General features: G+C 36.3%; 20 protein-coding genes. 16 read left to right on the top strand and 4 right to left on the bottom strand.

Going from position 1 to position 16686, the window contains the following annotated elements:
- Positions 1-8: 8 nt before the first annotated feature.
- Positions 9-842: an RteC domain-containing protein gene (locus QWY91_RS05745; RefSeq protein ID WP_290232496.1), complete on the top strand. Its 834-nt coding sequence runs from the start codon at positions 9-11 to the stop codon at positions 840-842.
- Between the two features lie 21 nt (positions 843-863).
- Here QWY91_RS05745 and QWY91_RS05740 read toward each other — a convergent pair whose 3' ends face one another.
- Complete coding sequence (locus QWY91_RS05740; RefSeq protein WP_290232494.1) at positions 864-1295, bottom strand: hypothetical protein; 432 nt, start codon at positions 1293-1295, stop codon at positions 864-866.
- Positions 1296-1306: 11 nt separating this feature from the next.
- Positions 1307-2035: an SOS response-associated peptidase gene (locus tag QWY91_RS05735; protein WP_290232493.1), complete on the bottom strand. Its 729-nt coding sequence runs from the start codon at positions 2033-2035 to the stop codon at positions 1307-1309.
- 71 nt (positions 2036-2106) lie between these two features.
- Here QWY91_RS05735 and QWY91_RS05730 point away from each other — a divergent pair, with 71 nt between their 5' ends.
- From QWY91_RS05730 to QWY91_RS05710, 5 genes are all read left to right on the top strand, one after another.
- Positions 2107-2523 (top strand): LexA family protein, encoded by a 417-nt coding sequence (locus QWY91_RS05730; protein WP_290232492.1) that lies wholly within the window; start codon positions 2107-2109, stop codon positions 2521-2523.
- 19 nt (positions 2524-2542) lie between these two features.
- Positions 2543-3799, top strand: a complete 1257-nt coding sequence (locus QWY91_RS05725; protein WP_290232490.1) for a Y-family DNA polymerase — start codon at positions 2543-2545, stop codon at positions 3797-3799.
- Positions 3800-4251: 452 nt separating this feature from the next.
- Positions 4252-4542 (top strand): helix-turn-helix domain-containing protein, encoded by a 291-nt coding sequence (locus QWY91_RS05720; protein ID WP_290232489.1) that lies wholly within the window; start codon positions 4252-4254, stop codon positions 4540-4542.
- Positions 4539-5216 (top strand): hypothetical protein, encoded by a 678-nt coding sequence (locus QWY91_RS05715; RefSeq protein WP_290232487.1) that lies wholly within the window; start codon positions 4539-4541, stop codon positions 5214-5216. Before QWY91_RS05720 ends, QWY91_RS05715 begins: the two co-directional genes overlap by 4 nt.
- Positions 5200-5862 (top strand): ATPase, encoded by a 663-nt coding sequence (locus QWY91_RS05710; RefSeq protein ID WP_290232485.1) that lies wholly within the window; start codon positions 5200-5202, stop codon positions 5860-5862. The genes QWY91_RS05715 and QWY91_RS05710 overlap by 17 nt, the downstream gene beginning before the upstream one ends.
- Positions 5863-5874: 12 nt before the next feature.
- Here QWY91_RS05710 and QWY91_RS05705 read toward each other — a convergent pair whose 3' ends face one another.
- Positions 5875-6357: a hypothetical protein gene (locus tag QWY91_RS05705; protein WP_290232483.1), complete on the bottom strand. Its 483-nt coding sequence runs from the start codon at positions 6355-6357 to the stop codon at positions 5875-5877.
- A 552-nt stretch (positions 6358-6909) separates the two neighbouring features.
- Between QWY91_RS05705 and QWY91_RS05700 the strand changes: the two genes are divergently transcribed.
- From QWY91_RS05700 to QWY91_RS19405, 9 genes are all read left to right on the top strand, one after another.
- Positions 6910-7203, top strand: a complete 294-nt coding sequence (locus tag QWY91_RS05700; protein WP_290232482.1) for a hypothetical protein — start codon at positions 6910-6912, stop codon at positions 7201-7203.
- A complete protein-coding gene (locus tag QWY91_RS05695; protein ID WP_290232480.1) occupies positions 7203-7505 on the top strand; it encodes a hypothetical protein in 303 nt (100 codons plus the stop codon). Before QWY91_RS05700 ends, QWY91_RS05695 begins: the two co-directional genes overlap by 1 nt.
- Positions 7492-9894 (top strand): TraG family conjugative transposon ATPase, encoded by a 2403-nt coding sequence (locus QWY91_RS05690; protein ID WP_290232479.1) that lies wholly within the window; start codon positions 7492-7494, stop codon positions 9892-9894. The genes QWY91_RS05695 and QWY91_RS05690 overlap by 14 nt, the downstream gene beginning before the upstream one ends.
- A gap of 123 nt (positions 9895-10017) precedes the next feature.
- On the top strand, positions 10018-10695 hold the full coding sequence (locus QWY91_RS05685; RefSeq protein ID WP_290232477.1) for a conjugal transfer protein: 678 nt from the start codon (positions 10018-10020) through the stop codon (positions 10693-10695).
- Positions 10696-10745: 50 nt separating this feature from the next.
- Positions 10746-11570, top strand: coding sequence for a hypothetical protein (locus QWY91_RS05680; RefSeq protein WP_290232475.1), 825 nt, complete (start codon positions 10746-10748; stop codon positions 11568-11570).
- A gap of 22 nt (positions 11571-11592) precedes the next feature.
- The gene (locus QWY91_RS05675; RefSeq protein ID WP_290232473.1) at positions 11593-12225 is read left to right on the top strand and encodes a conjugal transfer protein TraK; all 633 of its coding nucleotides are present in this window, start codon (positions 11593-11595) and stop codon (positions 12223-12225) included.
- 18 nt (positions 12226-12243) lie between these two features.
- Positions 12244-13224 (top strand): conjugative transposon protein TraM, encoded by a 981-nt coding sequence (gene traM, locus QWY91_RS05670; RefSeq protein ID WP_290232471.1) that lies wholly within the window; start codon positions 12244-12246, stop codon positions 13222-13224.
- A 19-nt stretch (positions 13225-13243) separates the two neighbouring features.
- Positions 13244-14107 carry a DUF4138 domain-containing protein gene (locus tag QWY91_RS05665; RefSeq protein WP_290232469.1) on the top strand — a complete coding sequence of 288 codons (864 nt, stop codon included), beginning with the start codon at positions 13244-13246 and terminating at the stop codon, positions 14105-14107.
- A gap of 318 nt (positions 14108-14425) precedes the next feature.
- Positions 14426-14686 (top strand): CBU_0592 family membrane protein, encoded by a 261-nt coding sequence (locus QWY91_RS19405; RefSeq protein ID WP_435433330.1) that lies wholly within the window; start codon positions 14426-14428, stop codon positions 14684-14686.
- Here the strand turns inward: QWY91_RS19405 and QWY91_RS05660 are convergent.
- Complete coding sequence (locus tag QWY91_RS05660) at positions 14649-15260, bottom strand: TetR family transcriptional regulator (protein WP_290232467.1); 612 nt, start codon at positions 15258-15260, stop codon at positions 14649-14651. The genes QWY91_RS19405 and QWY91_RS05660 overlap by 38 nt on opposite strands.
- Positions 15261-15425: 165 nt before the next feature.
- On the opposite strand from QWY91_RS05660, the gene QWY91_RS05655 reads away from it, so the two are divergent.
- The gene (locus QWY91_RS05655; protein WP_290232465.1) at positions 15426-16682 is read left to right on the top strand and encodes an alkaline phosphatase family protein; all 1257 of its coding nucleotides are present in this window, start codon (positions 15426-15428) and stop codon (positions 16680-16682) included.
- Positions 16683-16686: the final 4 nt, after the last annotated feature.

Here is a 16686-nt window from a genome sequence, read left to right as displayed (position 1 = left end):
CATAGCCTATGAAAAGATTCAATGACCTATTAACTAAATTTCATGAGGAGCGTCAAACGATGGAAAAGATACCTTCCATACTACAGCGATCCTCCAACTTGTTGAAATTTTGTAACGAGATATTGTCAGAGATGAAAAATGTTGTGGAGGATATAGATTTTGAGACCGTAGGAGAGGAAATCTACTTCTTTAAAGAAGTAAAGCCCATACCTATGAGTTATTTTATTTACTATACCCATATTCAAAATTGTGAGCTGCATCGGCCCAAAGCGGGAAAACAGTATAAAATTAGGTTTTTGGAAAAAGAAATGCGAAAAGTAAATAAGTTCTTTTTTAAAAATACGGACTTCACCTACTATATGGAACAGGGATATTCCTATCTGGATCATACCTTTTTCACGAGACGTGGGGTTGAAAAATTTCCCATGAATCCTACTGAAAATCAATACTTCTATCCTGAGTTTAGTAGTTCTCATGATTTACTATGGGCTAAAATAAAGGCGATGTACCGATATATTCATTATCTGAGAGAACAGCTTCAAAAACTAAATGGAGGACCGCTGGAATTTACTCAGGATTCTTCTCATCGGGTCATCGTCTGGACCGGTTCCAAAACTGCATTGGTAGAATTAGTATACGCACTGTATGTGGATGGCTCCCTAAATCATGGAAAATTAGACCTTAAAACAATAGCAAGTTCTTTTGAGGCTTTTTTTAATATACGACTGGATAATGTTTCTAAAACTTATATGGAGATAAAATCAAGGAAAGGAAGTAAAACAAAATTTCTGGATGATCTAGGGATGCAGTTTCAATTGAAAATGGAACGAGAGGATGCTTGATTATCGTTCTTTTTTGATCTATTAAATAGATTCCAGCTTAAATCCTTCTTTGTATTTATCTAATAGCAAATAGAAATCCTTGAATTTCTTGGTCTCCCAATTTAGGCTAGTGACGAAGATGGTGTCTATGTTTTTTTTATTTTTTAACCTGATGTCAAAAACAAATTGATGGTTGGCCGACATGGCTTCATAAACCCGACAGGTATCTCGATCAGGAGTACCGTCCATATAAGTGGCCGTCACGATAATTATTTGAGTATCTATATTTACACTTCCCTTGGAATGTATGACAATCGTTTGGGGATTTATTTCAATCAGACGTTCAATATATTCCGAAGTGTCGATATCTTTATAGTAGGTACGATTACTGTAAAATTTCTTCGTAGTCGATGCTTGGCTATATTGCCGTAATGGTAGCATTAAAATTAGTAGTATGATAAACAAGGTTTTCATAACTTTTAGTATTAGAATAAACTTCCCTGAACACCTTCAGGATCGCTTATGGGTTCTAAAAATTCCGCAGTATTAGTATCAAAATCTCTCTTATAAAAATTTTTTATAGAATGCGCCTCAAATGCTTCTTTGGTACTTCCGGTATAAACCAACTCCATAATCTCATCATCGTTCATCGAGGAATCAAGCCATGTAGACGTAAATGCTTCATCCAATACTAAAGGCATTCTTCGCTTCTTATTGTGAAGGGCAGCGAAAAAAGGATTGGCATCAACTGTTACTATACTACAGTTTAGTTGTCCGTTATCCGCTTCATTGTATAGGCCGGCAAAACAGAATAGTTTTTTGTTGGGTAAATAACAGTATTTTGGAACAACTGGCCCTCTGAATTGATTTCCTGGATAATGCGGTTCTATAAAACCATCGGCCAGAATCAAGCATCTTCTAGATCTCGCTGCCTGAGAAAATGTAGGCAAGTCGAGCATGGTTTCTCCTTTAGCGTTCCAGTTCTTATTTTTCTTTCGATAATTTTCAATATCATTCGTTCCCCAGGGTGCGATCATGCCCCACTCCATAGTAGTAATGGTTTTCTTATAATCATCCGTGATACCGTATAAGCTAGGGAAATTGAAAGACGAAGCATGATAATAAGGTCTATAATCTACCTGATCTATAAAACGAGCTCCGGTTCTCTTTTCAATCTGCTTTGCTGATTTCGTTAATGATGTTTCGTAACACATAAATATTAATTTAGGATTTAATCCAAAATTATGGAATAATACCTAATTTTGAAGGAAATATTGAAACGAATATGAAAATTTACGAAAAATATTCTTTACATACCCTTCTTATTCCGCTCGTAAATTCCGGAATATCAGCAGGTTTTCCTTCTCCAGCCGATGATCATCTTGAGGATCGTATCGATCTTAATCATGAATTTATCCGAGATAAAGAGGCTACGTTCTTCGGCAGAGTAGAAGGAGATAGTATGGAAGGTGCAGGAATTCATGATGGTGATCTCTTAATTATCAATAAAAGTTTGCCACCAAAAGATGGAAAAATTGCCGTTTGTTTTATCGATGGAGAATTTACGGTAAAACGTATTCGTATCGAAAAAGATACAATATGGCTGATCGCCGAGAATAAAAAGTATAAGCCTATCAAAGTTACTCAAGATAATGAATTTCTAATCTGGGGTATCGTAACTAATGTTATTAAATACTTCTAGAGCCATCTAAATCGCACTCATGTTTGCACTTATCGACTGTAATAACTTTTATGCCTCCTGTGAACGGGTTTTTAATCCTTCTCTTCGTGATAAACCCGTAGTGGTCCTCTCCAATAATGATGGTTGTGTTATTGCCAGAAGTAATGAAGCAAAAGCACTTGGAATTCCTATGGGTGCGCCAGCATTTCAATATGAGGAACTTTTCATACGTCATAATATTCATGTGTTCTCCTCTAATTATACGCTTTACGGAGATATGAGCAATCGTGTAATGGAAATGCTTTCTCAGTTTACTCCAGAAATTGAAATTTACTCGATTGACGAATCTTTTCTGAAATTTTATGGTTTTGAGTTATATGACCTTCAGGAACTTGGTGCTGATATTATTCAAAAAGTATATAAGAGCACTGGCATACCAATTAGTATTGGGCTTGCTCCAACTAAATCACTGGCTAAAGTGGCGAATAAAATTGCTAAGAAATTTCCAGAACGTACGGGTGGAGTATATGTCTTAGATACATCGGATAAAATAAAAAAGGCTTTGCGATGGACTAAAATCGGTGATGTTTGGGGAATTGGGCGCCAATATGAAAAACGTCTTTTAGCTATTAAGGTTTTCAATGCATGGCAATTTATCCAACTGCCGCACGAGTATGTCCGAAAAGAATTTTCAGTAGTAGGACTGCGTTTGTATCGTGATTTATCCGGAGAATCTACCTTGGATTTTGAAGTGGTTAGAAGTAAAAAGAATATTGCAGTAACCCGATCTTTTGAGAAAATGTATACGCAGTTTTCTGATTTAAAAGAGCGCATAGCCACCTATGCAGCCAAAGCAGCCTTTAAGCTGCGAAAGCAAGATTCCTGTTGTAGTATGATTCATGTATTTCTAATCACTAATAAATTTCGTACGGACCTAAATCAATATAAAGCCAGTCGCGCGGTAAGCTTGTCATTCCCGACTAATTCTACCATAGTATTGACCAAAGCAGCGATATACGGATTGAAGTCTATTTATAAGGCGGGCTATCAGTATAAAAAAGCAGGAGTGATCATTATGGGAATTAGCCCACAGTCCAATCGGCAGCTGGCGCTTTTTACCAACGAAAACCCTAAACATCAACAACTAATGAAAACCATAGATGTGTTAAACAGAACTCAAAATGGAAAATTAAAATTTGCCGGACAGGATATTGGTCGTACCTGGAAAATGAAACAGGAACGACTATCCCCACGCTTTACCAGTAGATTGGATGAAATTATTAAAGTGAAGGTTTAATGAAAAAATAGAATTTCACTTTTTTTTGAGGACTCTTTCAATTCCAAAATCTGTTTGTGGGATATATGCCTGTTACTTTTAGGTATGTTTTGATAAATAGGGATTTCATGCTTTATATTTTCTTGTTTTCCCTTCTTCTAAAAAACAGGATGAACCTGTATTTAATTATGTTAAACCTTTTCGAACTACGATAATATTCGAAAAGGAGTAGTACTGTATTTTTCTTGTATTATTTAGAGCAATTTGATGATCGACTTCAGAACGGAGTACCATCAAATTCCCTCATTTTACTTCCTTTCTTTTACTGTTAAAGTTTTTCGTAGTCTGTTTCGAACTACGAAAGATTCCTAATTCTTCTTTTCAGCTTTGTAGTGAAAGTCAAATCAACCTATCCCACCGTTTTGATGTCAAGGTCTTTAAAATATACGGTGGGATTTTTAAAACCTAAACTTATGCCAGCAACAATTCTTACAACTGATGATCTAAGGGAGTTTAAACGACAACTGTTCAAAGAACTCCGCGAGTTAATGAAAAAAAGAGAAGGAGGAACACTCAAAAAATATCTCAAATCTTCGGAGGTCATGGAGCTCTTGCAAATCAGCCCTGGAACTTTACAGCAGCTTCGGCTCAATGGTACCTTGCCATTTGTGAAAATCAAAGGACTGCTCTATTATGAAGCTGCAGATATCCAAAAGGCAATGGATGCCCACCGTATCCACCGTAATACCGGTTTTTCCAAATGAACTATATCCGACACCTTCAACTGGTGTACCAGCAGTTTTTGGAAGATGAACGTCTAAATCCATCGCATATTAGCCTTTATATGGCACTATTTCAGGAATGGAATGCAGCAAGATTCCCGGGAGAACTCTATATCAATAGGCAACAGCTGATGCGATCTTCCAAGGTTCGTTCCAGATCCGGGTATCATCGTTGCATCCGCGAACTGGATTGTTTTGGCTATCTGGAGTATATGCCCTCACACAATCCTTATCAGGGTAGCCGCGTGAAGATGTTCACTTTTAGGACAAGTAGCAAACCAGTACAAGATCACAGGGATCCCATATTGGAACAAGTAGCCGATCACTACTATCCCAAATATGAACCAGTAGACGAACCTTATATAAACAATAATAAACATAAAACTATAACAAACATAAACAATACAATTACCCCTGTTAAAAATGAAGTTTTTAAGTTTTTTAAAACTCAAAATTGGCCATTGGAAGAAGCAAAAAAATACTATGCTTATTACCAGCAAGAGCATTGGAAAACAGCCAAAGGGATTTTGATCACCGATTGGAAAGGGGCGGCCAAAAAATGGATGAACCGTTATTATCGCTGGCGTAAAGAAAAAAAGGAACAACCCGATTATTTGAAAATCTCGAAAAATAAAAATTATGGACAACCCCTCTAATATTGTGGAAAATGGCGTAACCTATAGCCTGGGTGATTTTGATGGAACTACCGTACATTATGATTTTTATAGAATTCTTGAATATTTGGAAGTGAAAGGAAAAACGTTATACGGTGAGGATTTTAAAATCTATAAAAAAGATCGTCCCCTGATCCGAAAACTATGCGCCTATTTTATCAAGGATCAAAAATCCTGTAAGCGCTATAATATGATCCTTGAAAAAGGAATATTGCTCAGTGGTCCTGTCGGATGTGGAAAAACCAGTCTAATGAAATTATTGCGCTACATTGTTCCGAAAAAAATGCCTTACGAAATGATTCCCTCAAGAAATGTGGTGTTTAGTTTTAATCATTTGGGTTTTAAAACGGTACAAGAGTACGGGGATTCAGGAAGTTTTTGTTTTGATGATCTGGGACTTGAACCGTATGGGCGATTTTATGGAAAAGATGCTAACGTGATGGGGGAGGTGTTACTTTCCAGATATGAGCTTTTTATACATACAAAAGGACGTTTAAGAACATATGCCACAACGAACCTTAACGCAGCAGAACTTGAAGAACGATATGGCAATCGGGTGCGTAGCCGAATGCGGGAGCTCTTTAATCTGATAGCTTTTGATGACAAGAGTTCAGATAAGCGGAAGTGATTTTTCTGTAGCCTATTTTATCCGTTCAAAGAATAAATCTGGCTTTGGAACTCCTGTGCTTAATTTATCTAGTTTCATTCCCGCTGATAAGCTTATAATACCTTTTCTATTACTTTCAAAAATGAGCATAGGATATCCCTGTGTTGAAATGCTGGATAATGTTTTGGTTTGCCAGTTGTAAATTTTGGCTACCTTCTCATGTGCTGATTCTTTATTTGGAAACCATTCTGGATTATTATTGCTTCCACAAATCACTTTGCCGTTTCGACTTAGACCGGTAGGGAATACGGGCTCTCCAAATGTGGCAAATACCTCGAAATGATCAGAAGAATAAACTGCATTTTTGGAAATATTAACCATCACATTTCCTTGTGGGGGTATAGTTTTCGTATCAGAATAGGCGGAAGCATAAGAATAATTAATTTGTTCTGCTGTTTCCTGAATGCTTCCATTATCGCTTATGGCATAAAGATGACTAGTAGGTTCAGGATACACATTTAGTAAAAAACGTTGATTGTCTAATTTCAGTAATTGATGATTTTCGTCGCTGTTAGAAACTAACTTTTTAGCCTCTAAACGTGTCGTTTTACTATTTTGGCGTGCATATGTATATAAAGAATCATGAGTAGTAAAAAGCCAGATATTGGAATTATTGAATGGGAAGTCATCATACCTACTCAGATTAGGAATTTAATTGTAGGAAGAAAAATTTTATCTCTAAAAGTTAAAATTCATGTGAGCTGTAAAAGGATGTTTTTTACTAATTAAATGGTTTGTTTTTAAAGACTTATCGAAGTTTTTTTCTGCTTTAAAAAGCAAATTTGACGTTTTGTGATTGGATTACAATTCTATGATTTTTAGTTATCAACAAAATTTTTGTTTGGTGAGCTATAATTTGTATTTCATTGCCATTATTTCTATTCAAATACCATTGAAAAATATGTTATTCACAGATTTATAAGGTATTATGTTTTGAGTGTTGGCTTTTGGTAGCTTAAGATCAGTAAATCATTTATGAATTATTGTTTAACCTAAAACCTTGTACTCATGAAAAAATTACTATCCTTTAGCGCTATTATTTTTAGCTTGCTTTTTACATCATCGGCTTCTGCTCAAATCGGAGGTATTGAAGATTCTGTAGCGGAGATTTCAGATACGATCCGAGCGATTTTTCCCATTCTTCTTGGGGTCATCTTTCTGGTAGGTTTTCTATTCAATGCTGGACACTTCTTTGGGGAAAATGCTGATCTCAAAAAAGGAATTAGCCGGGTACTAGTCTTCGTGCTGATTACTGGTGCCGTAGTGGGCATTTTTACATATCTGATTAGTATGGCAGTATAATGAAAAAATATATACCATACCGTGATATTCGAAAGGAAGCATTAATCTTTGGACTTACCGTCTATCTTTTTGCCGTGCAAATGATCGCCGTAATTATTGGCTTACTGGTCATTATTTTTGCTTTTGGATGGATGGCGCTGATTATTGGGTGCAGTAGCAATATCCTGCTGTACCTGATTTTAATGAACCTCAAGAAACTCATGGCCCACTTGCAGTTTTTTCGCGTATTTCCTAAGCATGTGAGTGCCAAACAAATTACGGTGTTTCATCAAAAACTTATCGAGCCTTATGAATCTCTATAAATATCCCCCTATTGCGGATGTACAGAACAATACTGTATTTTTTGCAAATGGTAATTTTTGTCTGGCTTATCGGGTGCATTTGCCAGAGGTTTATTCGCTGTCTGAAAATGATTTTGATCAGTTACACTCTAGTTGGTTTCAAGCGATTAAAAGTTTGCCGGTAGGTACTTATATTCATAAACAGGATGTGTATTTAAAAAAAGCTTATCAAGCAAAAGATCTTCCAACGAAAAGTTTTTTGCAGCAGGCAACCCATAATTATTTTAAAGGAAGGGAACATCTGGATCACCAATGTTTGCTTTTTTTTAGTCTGCCTAAAAACAATAAACTGGCCGGTTCAAAATATCGAAATCCTTTTGCTGCATTGTCTAAAGCTAAAGTGGATCAATCCAATCAGGAATGGAAACATTTTGAACGCCATGTCATCGATGTCGTAGCCTATTTAAATCAATCCGGAAAATTAAAAGTACATCGAATGACCGCTCAGGAAATAACAGCTTTTAGTAAGGATTTTTGGAATGGCTTTGTAGCTGATTATGATACTGATATCCAAATCGGCTCTAATGCACTTCAATTAGGGAATCAGTACTTTCAATCTCTGGTATTCCAGCATGAATCCAGCTTTCAGGATGAGCTTAAAAGTTCTCGCCCACATGCGACATTTACGGCTGATGATTTTAATTTTTATCAGGGGTTTATCGATGGCTTTGGATTACAGCTTTATGAACATCATATGGTCAATCAATTGCTGATTATTGAGGACTCTAAAAAATGGCAACGAGCATTAGAAAAGCGCATAGAATCCTTAAAGAAGAGTGCTAATTTTAGCTCCCAGAATGTGATTACCTGTGAGAAACTGGAAGCCGTGCTCGATACTATTGTGCGTGATGAGCAATCTCGATTGGTACGCGGTCAATTTAATGTTATTTTTTGGCATGAGCATAAAGAGCATCTTAAGGAGATCACCGGGAAATTAATGGCGGAATGTAAGCAGTTGGATATTCGACCTTATCTGCCCTCAGGTCAGGCGCTTCCACATTACGTGCTGAATAGTTACTTTGGTTTTACCTCTAACTTTGGAGCCAGTGATACCTACGTTACAGATCTGAAACATGCCCTCTGTCTCTGGCTTCATACCGGAAATTATCAGTCCGATACTACCGGCATCATCTTTAATGATCGGCAGTATAACCTACCGGTTAAAAAGGATGTTTGGGACGAGGCTAAAAACCGAATTAAAGCTAGAAACTTTGCGATTTTTGCGCCAACAGGAGAGGGGAAATCTTTTTTAGCGAATAATATACTTCGTCAGTATTTTGAAGAACAGATCCGGTTGGTGATTATTGATCTGGGAGGTTCCTATTCAAAATTTGCCCAATTATATCCGAAGGAGCATCTGATCTTACGTTTTGAGCCCGGAAAATCTCTCGGAATTAATCCTTTTTATTGTGATGATGGGAATCCGTCACCAGAACTATTGGAAGAACTAAGTGTATTCCTACTGGAACTAACGGCTTTTGATACCAATTCTAAAGCGCAAAGTGTAACACTAAAAAACTGGCTAAGGAGGTATTATAAGAATAGTCCCGCTCCCTATAACATGTACGCCTTTTATAATTTTCTGATTCACATGGGAGAGAAGAATGTTACTGATGAAATAACTAAATCAGCTGATAAAGAAACTTTTCTTGATCGTAACCGATTTTTGCATATTCTCTCAGAGTATGTTGGGGATGGGATTTATAGTTATTTATTTCAGCCGGGAAAAAAGGAGTACCGATTGGAAGATAAACGCCTGATTATTTTTGAACTCGATGAAGTTAGAGATAACAAAGAGATTTTGGCGGTGATGCTAAAACTTATTAAAACAGCAGTGCAGCGCTCGATATGGAGCAAGCGAGAAGAAAAAGGGATTATACTGTTTGATGAGTTTGCTAAACAATTAAAGTTTCCTAATGTACTAGAGAGTGTAGAGTTCTATTATCAGGCTATACGTAAGCAAAATGGAGCTATTGGTATAATTCTACAGTCTATAAATCAGCTTCCTCATAATAGTACCGCGGCTAGTATTCTGGAGAATACTCAGGTCATTTACAGCTTGCGTAATGAGAAAGGCTATGAGGAATTGGTATCCCGATTGAAATTATCATCTCATGATCATAACCAGCTAAAATCGATTACTAATAAGCTAAGCGGCAAGCAAAAATATACGGAGGTCTTTATCAAAATAGGAAGACAAAGTAATGTTTATCGATTAGAAGTGCCTCCCGAGGCTTATGCAGCCTATCTGACCGATGGGAAAGAGAATGAGGAAATCTTAAGAGCGTATCGAAAGTTAGGAAATATGGAAAAGGCCATCACTCAGTTTTTATCAAAGCCTTCATCTTAATTAGAGCAACTACATCACATCACTCGATTCATAGCATCCCTTGTTTGATAGTGATGACGAACTCCACGTCTTTTTTGAACAACCTATTGCTTGTATTATGAATCTTTTAAAATCTTATATGTCATGAATTTACTTTTTGAAAATAGAACAGACCGTCAGGATATGCCTATTTTTAGCAGTGCTGGTCGATCAATTTATTTGAATACTTCGGATTTCAGCACTCGTTTCCGATCGATGCTGGTCATTGGTATAATGCTTCTTATGCTTTTAATCTCGCATAACGCTTCTTCTCAGGGAATGCCTGTTTATGACAACACCAATTTCCTTAGCCTTGCCAAACAATTAATCGAGTCGGCTAAACAAACCTCAAACCTTTTAAAAACAGTAGAATTTTTAAAGAAGCAAAAGGAAAATATTGAAAAAGTCAGTCGGGTAGTGCAACAGCTTCAGGCAGTTCGTGAACTTACCAATAGTCATCAACGACTGTATGAAACGATACGTACTGATGTTAGGGAGCTTATTGATTCTCCTTATATGCATCCCAATGAGGCTCGTCGTATCTCTGATCATTTTGAGGCCATGATTGAACTCTCCTTGAAAGATCTGGATTTTATTGATCAGGTACTTTCCAGTAACGTATTTAAAATGAGCGATAATGATCGCACACAATTACTCCAAAAGAAGGAGCAAAAGTCCTGTGAACTACTTGCTCAGGTTAAACAACAATTACGCCAATATCGAAATATTATCGCTTTTAGAGAACTTCAGGATATAATGAATACCAGGGTGCCCATGAATTAATGATTGCAAACCTATTGCTTTTTGTTCAACATTTTAATCTGCTTCCCATTATGAATTTAGGTCTGGAGTATATCGATAGCATTTTTCAAACCCTTAAAGAAACCAGCCTGATTAGCTATACCCTTACCGGTATGAAAACACTGGCAGTGCTTTTATTTCTGGTCAACCTTCTCAAAAAATATCAGGAAGGTGCAGCTAAACAGGAGGGAGCAACCTGGGGATTACAACCTACTGATTTAATTAGGAATTTTGGTGTTGTGATCCTGGTTTTTGTAGCGCCTCAAGTCCTTAGTTTATTAGACGGGGTGCTGGTGAGTATAGAAACAGAATTTTTGGAGACGACTCCGGCACTGGTGCCCCTGCAATTGCAGGAAGTCCAAATGGAAGAAGAGATTGGCGCCTTCGATGCCATGACTAAGGCCATGACCGCGATTTATGAAGCTCTTGTAAGTCCGTTTTTTGCGCTGCAGATGCTGTCCTTTATAACCGGAGTGTTTTTATGGATATTGGATCTTTTTATTTATCCGCTTTTCTTGGCAGAACGCTTTTTCATTCTTGGGCTGCTTCAGGTCTTTTTCCCGCTTATTATTAGTCTGTGCGTATTTGAAAAATTCCGAGGAATGGCGTATACATTTTTCCGCTTATATATTGCAGTCTATATGCTCGTGCCTGCATTTTTCTTAGTCAATATTTTTATCAATACCCTGTATCTGGCTATCAATCAGGATTTTTTTGAATACCTGCTGGGAACCGTGCCCGATAATGTAATCATAAAAAGACTCATCGAAGCAGCATCAGTTGCCTTTATTGTCTTAATCAAATTTAAACTCTATAAAAGAGCGACCTCTTTTACCATGCGCTTATTTACAGCCTGATAACTCTTTAATTTTTATTGTAATGAACTATACAAAAAAATCTTCGTATCAAAATATATACTCCGTATTGCGTATCAATCGACTGGTTAGTATTTGCGTAAGTATCGGTGCATTTACGGCTTGCATCCTTTCCGGTTTTTTGATTTATAAAATGCACCAGGAAGCACTTCATAATGCCTTTGCAGTTACTGAAAGTGGACAGGTCATTCCGCTGATTTGGCAAGAACGAAGCAACCAGTTGGAAATTGAAGCTAAAGCACATCTGGAGCGATTTCATTATGCTTTTTATGGTCTGACTCCGGACACCTATGAGGATCAACTCGAAAAAGCATTATGGCTCGGTAATTCTTCCGTAGATGAAGTGTATCGACAGAAAAAAGCCGATGGCGTTTATAATCGTATCCTGCAATACGCACTGGTGCAAAAGGTGGATAGTATAAAATCTACTTTGGATTCTAAGCAGTCTCCATATCCTTTCCGTACTCAGGTGTTTTTTAGTATTCACCGCGGAAATGTAAAAGAGCACTATGTCCTTATGACCTCGGGCAAATTGTTGCCAGTAAAACGAAGTTTTCCCAGAAATCCTCATGGTCTTATGATCACAGATTTCTACGAAAACCGATTACAGAAAAGAACGGATACTGAAAATGAATAAGACTATAAATCGTTTGCCATGATAAAACTTGATAAAAAGACCATTGTATTTGGATCGGTACTGCTTTGTATTTTATTATTTACCCTCGCCTATACGGTGTTGGTTTGGACCGAGGATACAGAAGAACGAACTATAGAGAATGTGCCAAAAAATCCTAATATACCAGCGCTAAAAGATCCAGAAAACGGCTTTGATTCCAGAAGAGAAGCAGTGGATCAACTCAAAGAAAAGAAACCATCCACCGTACCAAGTCTATATGACGAGATTGAGGAGACTTCGGATTCTTTGCCTTATGAAACTACCATTCATGCGCAGCAGCAGAAAGATAATATCTATTCCAATGAAGAAATGCGAAATCAGCAAGGTTGGACTATGGATTCCTGGAGTTTTCAAGAGCAAGCTGAAGATACATTAAGTGCTGTAGAGATTCCTTCTACAGCAACTGGAAATGTATCCTTGGAAAAAAGGCTTAAAAGTGACACCGATTCTAGTGCTATATCAAAATCAAGGCAACAGGAAATCAGGCTTCGTCAGGAAGCTTTGTTTAGTTATAATCATGTGAATACTCATATCGCAGAGAATACGATGATTTCACCTATACCTGTAGCGGTTTCCAAAACGCAAAAGGTGCAATCCAATTCAAGAGTAGAACTTTACCTGCTCCGGGAAATTCAATTTAAAGGGAACGTGTATCCTGCATTCACGCCAATTTATGGATTTGTGAGTTTAGGTCCAAACCGGGTTTTCCTTAGGATTACCAATATAAAGGGGGATCCTGTAAGCTTGAGCGCTTATGACCTGCAGGATGGTAATGAAGGAATTTATGTAGTCAACAACTTTCGAGCGGAAGCTTCTCGCGAAATATTAGATGATGTTATTCAGGATATTAATATCCCTTCCGTACCTCAGGTGGGTGGGCTGAAAAATCTTTTCCGTAAGCATAATCGCAATATTAAAGTGACCATCGCAAATCATTATCGACTGTTTTTAAAACCATAATCTTCAAATATTTACAATCATGAAATTTTCTTATTCTTTTTTCTATCCATCTTTCCATGTGTCCTGTCGCTATAGTCGTTTCTGTTTCTTACTTCTTATGATTCCAGCATCGTATATTGGAATTGCTCAAAAGAAAAGTCTGGATACCTTATATGCCAATGAGCAGATGCAGGTTGCACTATTCTTTCCAAAGCCAATACAACAAGCTATTACCGGCGCTTCGCAAATGAGCTTTACGTATAATAAAGACTATCCTCAGCAATTTGGGGTTTTAAAAGCTACTCCCGGAAAATCAAGTAATCTACTGGTGATTGATCAGGATCAAAATGTATATTCCTTTTTGCTACAATATCAGTCGACACTCTCGACCCTGAACTATTTTTTTACCCTCGATGATGCTATTTTTAAGCTAAAGGATACCTTGACTGCAACGAACTCATTAAGTAATCTGCAAATAGCATCTTACGATTCTTTGAAAGCGTTCAAAAAATTTGCTAGATATCTTTTAGATCGTGATCTGAAAGTGATGAAAAGAACTCATAAAGATGGCATGCGCATGAAATTATATACAGTTCAATATTTCAATGAGAAAGCTTTTATAAAAATAAATTTGAGCAATAGATCTGAGGTTAGTTTTAGACCTGGAGAAATTACAATTTCACTCCAAACCAAGAAACAGGGTAAGCGAAAATCAATGCAGCGTCAGCTTTTGCCAATCGATTACAAACTTCAGGTTCCTGAAATTATTTATAAAGGAGATGAGTTTAATTTCATTCTTATGGTTCCAAAATTTACTATACCTAAAAATTGGCAGCTTACTATTGAAATAAAAGAAAACGGTGGACGAAGGAATATTCAGCTAGTAAAGAAAAAGGCTTTATAGCCTATTTTTGGTGGTTCTTATCCTTTTTTTTAATAATTTTCTTTAAACAGAAGGAATAGCAATGGAATTTGATATAAAGTCATCTGTAATCAGCAATAGGTAACTTTCAAGTAACATTTATCATCGTGATTACTTTATTTTAGCAGAAAATACTATTAGAATTCTTTAAGGTGGATGAATGTCTTTTTAAGAATTTAATGGAAGAATTAGATGATCTGTTTATAAAGGTGTTTTCAATACGTGATGCTTATTAAAAGCATGTACGTAAGGAAAAATAGAAAAATATGCAGAGATCTAGTCTTTTAATCTATTTATAAAATGACTCTTATAAGTTTAATAGGTTGGCTTGGAGCAATACTGTTTATTATTGCTTATTTTCTTTTGAGCACCGGAAAGTTATCGGCTAAACGACCAACATATCATTTGCTAAATGTTATTGGTGGTATTTGTTTAGTTGTGAATGCTTCAAAATTGGATGATTTTCCCAATATTGTAGTAAATATAGTCTGGGCATTGATAGCGCTATTTGCATTATATAGAATTATATGGAATTCGAAGAAAAATTCAGAAGTTGAATAGCATACTTTATATAAAGTTCTTCCTGTTTATTATAACTGTCATCTTTTTGATCAAACATTCCCAGGTAATAATAAGCTCCGTCAATCAAAGCAAAAATGACTTCGGTTATTTCGGATATATTATCATTTAATATTACTCCGTAGCTTTTTGCTTCATGAAGTTTCAATTGGAGCACCTGATGAAGTTTTTCCAGGTAATTTCTAAAGCTATGGTTAAAATCTTCTTTTCTATAAATTAAAGCATAACAACTATAGAAAACGCCGTCATCAAAATATGTATTCCATTTTCTAGAAAACAAGCTTGTGATGAAACTTTCAAGACTTTTTCTATTATCCATAGCCCCATATTCTATGGAGTTGACAATTTTTAGGTGTTTTTCCAATATATATGCATTAAGACCAATTAAAAGCTCATCCTTGGTTTTAAAATAATGCATAACCAATCCATTGCTGATTGCCATATCCTCGGCCACCTTGGCAATCGAAGTATTTTCAAGGCCTATTTTTTTTGCTATGCGATAGAAAGATTGAATAATCTCTTTTCGCCTTTTAACACTTAAATTTTTACGTCCCACAAAGCCTTTTCCGCAAATATACCAAATTGATTTACAAAAGCTAATGGGCGCTTTTTAGTAACATAAGGGGAACATTAATGTAAACTTTTATTAATTGAACATTCATTCAATTTATTTTTTACTGATATACATTTGAAATGCAAAATCTAACTTAAAATAATTGCAATGAAATCTAAAATTACCATGCTGGCTATTCTTCTTTTGGTCAGTAGTTTTCGGGTATTAGGACAAACTGATGACGAAAAACACAAAAAAGTTGTATTCATTATCGTTGATGGTATTGCTGCGGATATGATCGAAAAGGTTGCAACTCCTCAAATCAATCGAATTGGTAAAGAAGGTTCCTATTCAGAAGCTTATGTTGGTGGGGAAAAAGGAGCTTATTCTGAAACTCCAACAATATCTGCTGTGGGATACAATAGCTTACTCACGGGCGTTTGGGTAAATAAGCATAATGTTTACGGAAATGAAATTAAGCAACCTAACTACAATTACCCAAGTATATTTAGGCTATATAAAAATAAGTATCCAAGAAAAAAAACGGCAATATTTTCCACTTGGGAGGATAATCGAACCAAGCTCTTAGGAGAAAATCTGGTGGGAACAAACTTCCTGAAAGTAGACTTTGCTTTTGATGGATTTGAAAAGGATACCATAAGCTTCCCTCATGATCGTTACCGTGAGTATATTAAAAATATTGATAAAAAGGTAGCTTATAAAGCTGGAGAGTATATTAAAAAGGAAGCCCCAGATTTAAGTTGGGTTTATCTAGAATTCTCTGATGATATGGGACATGGCTATGGAGATAGCCCAAAGTTATATGAGGCTATTACCTATGAGGATAGTCTTATCGGGAATATTTATAATGCTGTAAAATTCCGAGAAGAAAACTTTAATGAGGACTGGCTGTTTCTAGTGACCACAGATCATGGTCGTACCCTAAAAGATGGAAAGCATCACGGAGGGCAGACAGACCGTGAGCGTAGTACATGGATTGCGATGAATAGGAAGGGTAATACATACTTAACAAAGAGTACTCCCGCTATTGTTGATATTTTACCAACCATGATGGATTTTCTTCAAATAGAACCAGAAGACTCCGTAAAACAAGAGTGGGATGGGATCTCCCTTCTAGGACAGATCGATGCACAAGGGCTCAAAGCAAATCTTCAGAATGAAACAATTACACTGAACTGGAGTGCAATTGGAAATGAAAATAATACTGCCAAATTTTATATAACAACGACCAATAATGTCAAATATGGTGCAAAAGACGATTATAGATTTTTAGGCGAAGCAAATATTAAAAAAGAGTTTGCCAAATTCTCTGTAAAAGAGAAATCTGATTTCTTTAAGATTCTTATGGAAACTCCAAATCATCAATTAAACACATGGATCATACCAATCAAATCTAATAACTAAAATC

This window comes from Zunongwangia endophytica (assembly GCF_030409505.1).
GTDB classification, from domain to species: Bacteria; Bacteroidota; Bacteroidia; order Flavobacteriales; family Flavobacteriaceae; genus Zunongwangia; species Zunongwangia endophytica.
Note: the sequence above shows the minus strand (reverse complement) of the source record. Positions and strands in the feature narration are given on the sequence as shown.

Bases quoted from the DNA above. Each gene is read 5' to 3' on its own strand.
- QWY91_RS05745 (WP_290232496.1), top strand. From the start codon at position 9: ATGAAAAGATTCAATGACCTATTAACTAAATTTCATGAGGAGCGTCAA.
- QWY91_RS05740 (WP_290232494.1), bottom strand. From the start codon at position 1,295: ATGAAAACCTTGTTTATCATACTACTAATTTTAATGCTACCATTACGG.
- QWY91_RS05735 (WP_290232493.1), bottom strand. From the start codon at position 2,035: ATGTGTTACGAAACATCATTAACGAAATCAGCAAAGCAGATTGAAAAG.
- QWY91_RS05730 (WP_290232492.1), top strand. From the start codon at position 2,107: ATGAAAATTTACGAAAAATATTCTTTACATACCCTTCTTATTCCGCTC.
- QWY91_RS05725 (WP_290232490.1), top strand. From the start codon at position 2,543: ATGTTTGCACTTATCGACTGTAATAACTTTTATGCCTCCTGTGAACGG.
- QWY91_RS05720 (WP_290232489.1), top strand. From the start codon at position 4,252: ATGCCAGCAACAATTCTTACAACTGATGATCTAAGGGAGTTTAAACGA.
- QWY91_RS05715 (WP_290232487.1), top strand. From the start codon at position 4,539: ATGAACTATATCCGACACCTTCAACTGGTGTACCAGCAGTTTTTGGAA.
- QWY91_RS05710 (WP_290232485.1), top strand. From the start codon at position 5,200: ATGGACAACCCCTCTAATATTGTGGAAAATGGCGTAACCTATAGCCTG.
- QWY91_RS05700 (WP_290232482.1), top strand. From the start codon at position 6,910: ATGAAAAAATTACTATCCTTTAGCGCTATTATTTTTAGCTTGCTTTTT.
- QWY91_RS05695 (WP_290232480.1), top strand. From the start codon at position 7,203: ATGAAAAAATATATACCATACCGTGATATTCGAAAGGAAGCATTAATC.
- QWY91_RS05690 (WP_290232479.1), top strand. From the start codon at position 7,492: ATGAATCTCTATAAATATCCCCCTATTGCGGATGTACAGAACAATACT.
- QWY91_RS05685 (WP_290232477.1), top strand. From the start codon at position 10,018: ATGAATTTACTTTTTGAAAATAGAACAGACCGTCAGGATATGCCTATT.
- QWY91_RS05680 (WP_290232475.1), top strand. From the start codon at position 10,746: ATGAATTTAGGTCTGGAGTATATCGATAGCATTTTTCAAACCCTTAAA.
- QWY91_RS05675 (WP_290232473.1), top strand. From the start codon at position 11,593: ATGAACTATACAAAAAAATCTTCGTATCAAAATATATACTCCGTATTG.
- traM (WP_290232471.1), top strand. From the start codon at position 12,244: ATGATAAAACTTGATAAAAAGACCATTGTATTTGGATCGGTACTGCTT.
- QWY91_RS05665 (WP_290232469.1), top strand. From the start codon at position 13,244: ATGAAATTTTCTTATTCTTTTTTCTATCCATCTTTCCATGTGTCCTGT.
- QWY91_RS19405 (WP_435433330.1), top strand. From the start codon at position 14,426: ATGACTCTTATAAGTTTAATAGGTTGGCTTGGAGCAATACTGTTTATT.
- QWY91_RS05655 (WP_290232465.1), top strand. From the start codon at position 15,426: ATGAAATCTAAAATTACCATGCTGGCTATTCTTCTTTTGGTCAGTAGT.